General features: G+C 71.9%; 4 protein-coding genes and 1 pseudogene. 1 reads left to right on the top strand and 4 read right to left on the bottom strand.

What is annotated here, in order from left to right; genetic code table 11:
• Window positions 1–66 precede the first annotated feature (66 nt).
• Window positions 67–552: a GNAT family N-acetyltransferase gene (locus P1P70_RS40970; RefSeq protein ID WP_319247022.1), complete on the bottom strand. Its 486-nt coding sequence runs from the start codon at window positions 550–552 to the stop codon at window positions 67–69.
• A 154-nt stretch (window positions 553–706) separates the two neighbouring features.
• Between P1P70_RS40970 and P1P70_RS40965 the strand changes: the two genes are divergently transcribed.
• Window positions 707–1,150 carry an NUDIX domain-containing protein gene (locus tag P1P70_RS40965; RefSeq protein ID WP_319247020.1) on the top strand — a complete coding sequence of 148 codons (444 nt, stop codon included), beginning with the start codon at window positions 707–709 and terminating at the stop codon, window positions 1,148–1,150.
• A 78-nt stretch (window positions 1,151–1,228) separates the two neighbouring features.
• Here P1P70_RS40965 and P1P70_RS40960 read toward each other — a convergent pair whose 3' ends face one another.
• From P1P70_RS40960 to P1P70_RS40950, 3 genes and pseudogenes are all read right to left on the bottom strand, one after another.
• Complete coding sequence (locus P1P70_RS40960; RefSeq protein WP_319247018.1) at window positions 1,229–3,247, bottom strand: beta-galactosidase; 2,019 nt, start codon at window positions 3,245–3,247, stop codon at window positions 1,229–1,231.
• Window positions 3,244–4,566, bottom strand: a complete 1,323-nt coding sequence (locus tag P1P70_RS40955) for a glycoside hydrolase family 36 protein (RefSeq protein WP_319247016.1) — start codon at window positions 4,564–4,566, stop codon at window positions 3,244–3,246. Before P1P70_RS40955 ends, P1P70_RS40960 begins: the two co-directional genes overlap by 4 nt.
• A gap of 27 nt (window positions 4,567–4,593) precedes the next feature.
• Window positions 4,594–4,689 (bottom strand): annotated as a pseudogene (locus P1P70_RS40950) (carbohydrate ABC transporter permease); the annotation flags it as partial.

Here is a 4,689-nt window from a genome sequence, read left to right as displayed (position 1 = left end):
AAACGGGGGAGCGGGGGTCCGGGGCGCGGCGCGTATAGGGGAGCGCCGCGCCCCGGACGTCGGCGGTCAGAGCCGCCGGTAGTAGTGCGCCGTCGGGAACAGGACGCAGCCGAGGCTCTCGTAGAGGGCTCGGGCGGGGGCGTGGAAGGCGTCGCCGCCGGTGCCGATCTCGACGAGCTTCGTGCCGCGTCCGCGCAGGTCGGCGAAGGCGTGCTCGCACAGGGCGGTACCGGTGCCGTCGCCGCGGTGGCGCTCGTCCACGGCGAGCAGGGTGATCTCGCCGTGGTGCCGGACGAGGTCGGCTTGCCAGGCGACGTACCCGGCGATCGCGCCGTCGGCGGACTCGGCCACCGCGACGTACTTGTGCTCGGCCGGGTCGTGCAGGGTGGGCACCAGCTCGCGGTAGTCACCGCGCCAGTCGGCGTGCAGCGTGGTGAGGACGAGCCCGTCGAGCATCGGTCCGACGGAGTCCTCGAAGAACGGCCGGAACGTGTCGATGGTGAGTTCGGTCAGTCGTGCCAGGTCGTCCCGGGCGTATGCGCGAATGAGCATGGAGTGGACCTCTCGGAACCTGAGGGAGGAAAAGGACACCTCTGGCCCGCCGATCACACGGTAGGTGTCGGTGGGCCGACCTCAGTGGCGGGTACGCCAGGACGCGAAGCACTCCATAGGGGGCATGCTAGCGGCCTATGAAGGGACAGGTCTCATGACTTTGCTGGTCGCCGCCGTCATCGTCCACGACCGGGACGCGGGGCGGGTCGTGCTCCTCCAGCGGGGCGAGAACGCCAGGTTCGCGCGGGGGAGATGGGATCTGCCGGTCGGCAAGAGCGAGCCCGGGGAGCCGATCACCCGGACCGCCGTGCGCGAGCTGCACGAGGAGACCGGGCTGACCGTGAAACCGGAGGCGCTGGAGGTCGTGCACCTCATCCACGCGGCCCGGGGCGTGGAGGCTCCGGACGGCTTTCTCACCGTCGTGCTCGTCACCCACGAGTGGACGGGCGAGCCCGAGAACCGGGAACCGCACAAGCACTCCCAGGTCCGCTGGTTCGCCACCGACTCCCTCCCCGAGGACTTCGTGGAGGGCAACGCCGGCGCATTGCGCGGCTACCTGGCCGACGGTCCCCGGATGTCCGTGTACGGCTGGGCGTGACCCGGTGCGTGGGCCCCTTCCGGACGCCTCAGGGCCGCGCCCCCGAGGGAGCGCGGCCCTGTCCCACCGTGAGCGGGGTCAGCGGGGTTCGCGGACGACCACCACGTCACCGGCCGGGACCAGCACGGTTGCCGCGGCGTCGGTCGTGGGGACGGGCTTGCCCGTCAGCAGGTCGACCGACCCGGCGGCGACCTCGATCTCGGCGTCGGCGTCGCCGTGGTTGATCAGGAAGAGGTAGTCGGCCTCCGGGCCCCGGCGCAGGGCCGCCTCCACGCCCTCCGGGGTCGGGCGCACCGACGTCACGCCCGCCTCCTCGCGGATGCGGTCCAGGAGCGAGGCGAGGGTCGTCGGGTCCGGGCGGGTGGCGACGTACCAGGCCGTGCCGGAGCCGTGGGTGTGGCGAGTGACGGCAGGGACGCCGGTCAGAGGGCCGGAGGTGTACGTCGTCACCGCCTCCGCGCCCGCCAGGGCGACCCGCTCCGACCACAGGGACGCCGTGCCGCCGTCGCTCAGGCCCACCGTCTCCCCCGGGAGGAGGGGGAAGAGTTCGTCCGTGCGGACACCCAACGTCTCGCGGAAGGCGCCCGGGTAACCGCCCAGCCGGACGTGGCAGTTCTCGTCCACCGCGCCGCTGTGGAAGCCGACGGCGACGGTGCCGCCGGCCTGTGCGAAGCCGGTGAGGTTGGCGGCGCCCGTGTCGTCGACCAGGTACAGGCTCGGGGCCAGCACCAGCTTGTAGGCGGAGAGGTCGGCGTCGGGGCGGACGAAGTCCACCGCTACTCCGGCCCGCCACAGCGGCTCGTACCAGGCCCGGATCAGGTCCTGGAAGCGGACCTCTTCGCTGGGCTGGGAGGGGAGTTCCAGCGCCCACCAGGCGTTCCAGTCCCAGGCGATCGCGACCTCGGCCACGCCCTCGCTGCCCCGGACCTCCGCCAACGACCGCAGGTCCGCGCCCAGTCGGACCACGTCGCGCCAGATCTGGCTGTCGGTGCCGGCGTGCGGGAGCATCGCCGAGTGCCACTGCTCGGCGCCCGCCTTGGCGGCCCGCCACTGGAAGTAGGCGATGCCGTCGGCGCCCCGCGCCACGTGGGAGAGCGCGTTGCGGCGCAGTTCACCAGCGGTCTTGGCACGGTTGACGGGCTGCCAGTTGACCGCGCCGGTGGAGTGTTCCATCAGCAGCCACGGACTGCCGCCGGCCAGGGAGCGCACCAGGTCGCCGCTGAGCGCGATGTCGATCTGCGACTCGGGGTCCGTCGACTGGAGGTAGTGGTCGTTGGAGACGATGTCCAGCTCCGGCGCCCAGCGCCAGTAGTCCAGCTTGTCGAAGTTGAACATCACCATGAAGTTGGTGGTGGCGGGCGTGGAAGGGGCCGCCTCCAGCAGCACCTCACGCTCCGCCTTGCACAGCGACAGCAGCGCGTCGCTGGAGAAGCGGCGCCAGTCCAGCTGGTGCGTCGGGTTCGGGACCGCGCCCGTCGCTCGGGGCGGGATGATCTCGTCCCAGTCGTAGTACCACTGGCTCCAGAACGTCGTGCCCCAGGCGTCGTTGAGCGCCGCCAGGTCGTCGTCGTACCTCTCCCGCAGCCAGACGCGGAACGCCGCCGCGCTGGTGTCGCAGTGGCACTCGCCGTTGTGGCAGCCGTACTCGTTGTGGACGTGCCACATGACGACGGCCGGGTGGTCGGCGTACCGCTCCCCCAGGGCGCGGGCGATCCGCAGAGCGGCCTCGCGGTAGGCGGGGCTCGACGGGCAGAAGGTCTGCCGGCTGCCGTACGAGAGGGTGCGACCGTCCCTGTCGACGGGCAGCGCCTCCGGGTGCTTGACGAAGAACCAGGCCGGCGGGGCCGCCGTCGGGGTCGCCAGGTCGGCGGCGATGCCGTTCTCGTGCAGCAGCGCGAGGATCTTGTCCAGGCGGGAGAAGTCGTACTCGCCCTCGCGCGGCTCAAGCAGCGCCCAGGAGAAGATGTTGACGCTGACCATGTTCACGCCCGCCTCACGCATGAGGCGTACGTCCTCGGCCCAGACCTCCTCGGGCCACTGCTCGGGGTTGTAGTCGCCGCCGTAGGCGAGGCCGGGGACGTTCAGTTCGCGCTTCATTCGGAGGCCTCCGGGCCCTTCGTCAGCAGTCGGCGGGTCGTTTCCACGCCCCAGGGGTCCAGGGAGAGCAGGCGGTCGCTGGAGGCCATCAGGCCTCCGGTGGCCTCGACGTGCGCCGCCCAGCGCTCGCGCGTCTCGACGGCCGGTCGGGCCATCAGGCAGTCGGGGTCGTTCACCCAGAGGCGGCCGTGCTGCCACTGGCGGCCCGCGCCGGTGAACTCGGCCGGGTCCTGGCCGGGCTGGCTGTGGTCGTCGGCCTCGGGTCGGCGGTGCGGAGCCGTGTCGGGGCTGACCCGCATCGCGTCGAACAGGCCGATGGAGGGGAGGATCGGCGCGCCGCAGCCCAGGAGGTAGGCCTCGGGGCCGATGGCGGCGCGGATCAGTTCGATGCCCTGGCGGTACGCCGTGAGGGCGTCCACGGAGGCGTGGCGTACGCCGTCCAGTGCGCCCGCGTACAGGAAGTCGACCTTGAAGTAGTCGTAGCCCTCGGCGCGCAGGGTGGTGAAGACCTCGGTGAGGTACGCCGCGGCCTCGGGGTGGGTGGTGTCGAGGACGTACAGGTCGTGGCCCCAGTTGTGGCCGGCGTGGGTGAGGCCGCCGGTCTCGTCGCGCACCAGCCACTCGGGGTGCTCGGCGGCCAGGACGCTGGACGGGTCGACGAGGAAGGGGGCCGTCCAGATGCCGGCACGGCGGCCTCTCGACCGGATCACCTCGGCGATGCCCGCGCGGGAGCGGAAGCGGCCGGAGAGGGTGAGCCAGTCGCCGAGGGCGCTCTGGTAGCCGTCGTCGATCTGGACGACGTCGATGGGGAGGTCGAGGGTGTCCATCGCACGGATGTTCTCGTGGATGTCGTCCTCGGTGACGGAGGTGAAGTACTCGTACCAGGAGCACCAGACGGTGGGAGCCGGGCGGGGGGCCGCGAGGCCGAGGCCCGCCGCCCACTCGCCCAGCACCGTCTGGATGTCCGTGCCGGTCCACTCCTTCACCGGGCCGTCGGCGCTGACCTCGGCGATCCCGTCCCTGACCACCAGGCGGACGGACGGGACCTCGCGCACGGGGTCGGGGGCGGCCCACAGCCGTACCGGTGTGCCGTCACCCGGGTCGAGGGCCAGCAGGCCCTCGCCCTGGAAGGTGCCGTCGGGCACGGTGACCCCTGGGCGGTAGCAGACCGTGGCCCAGTTGTCGTTCGTCGGGCGGTACGGGATCGCGTCGAGGGCGTAGGAGCCGCTGGGGCTCCAGGACTGCCAGCCCTCCTCGTGGACCCGTGCCGTACTGGTGTCCACGGGCACGGAGACCACGTGGGTGAAGGGGTGGTGCACGAAGGGTTCTCTCTCAGAAGTGGCCGGTCAGCCCTTGTTGGCGCCGAGGGTGAGGCCGCTGACGAACTGGCGCTGGAGTGCGAAGTACACGATCAGGGTGGGGATCGCGGTGAGCAGGGCTCC

It is taken from the genome of Streptomyces sp. MB09-02B, assembly GCF_033794485.1.
In the GTDB taxonomy this organism is placed as follows: domain Bacteria; phylum Actinomycetota; class Actinomycetes; order Streptomycetales; family Streptomycetaceae; genus Streptomyces.
This window is presented reverse-complemented; position numbering and strand designations above follow the sequence as displayed.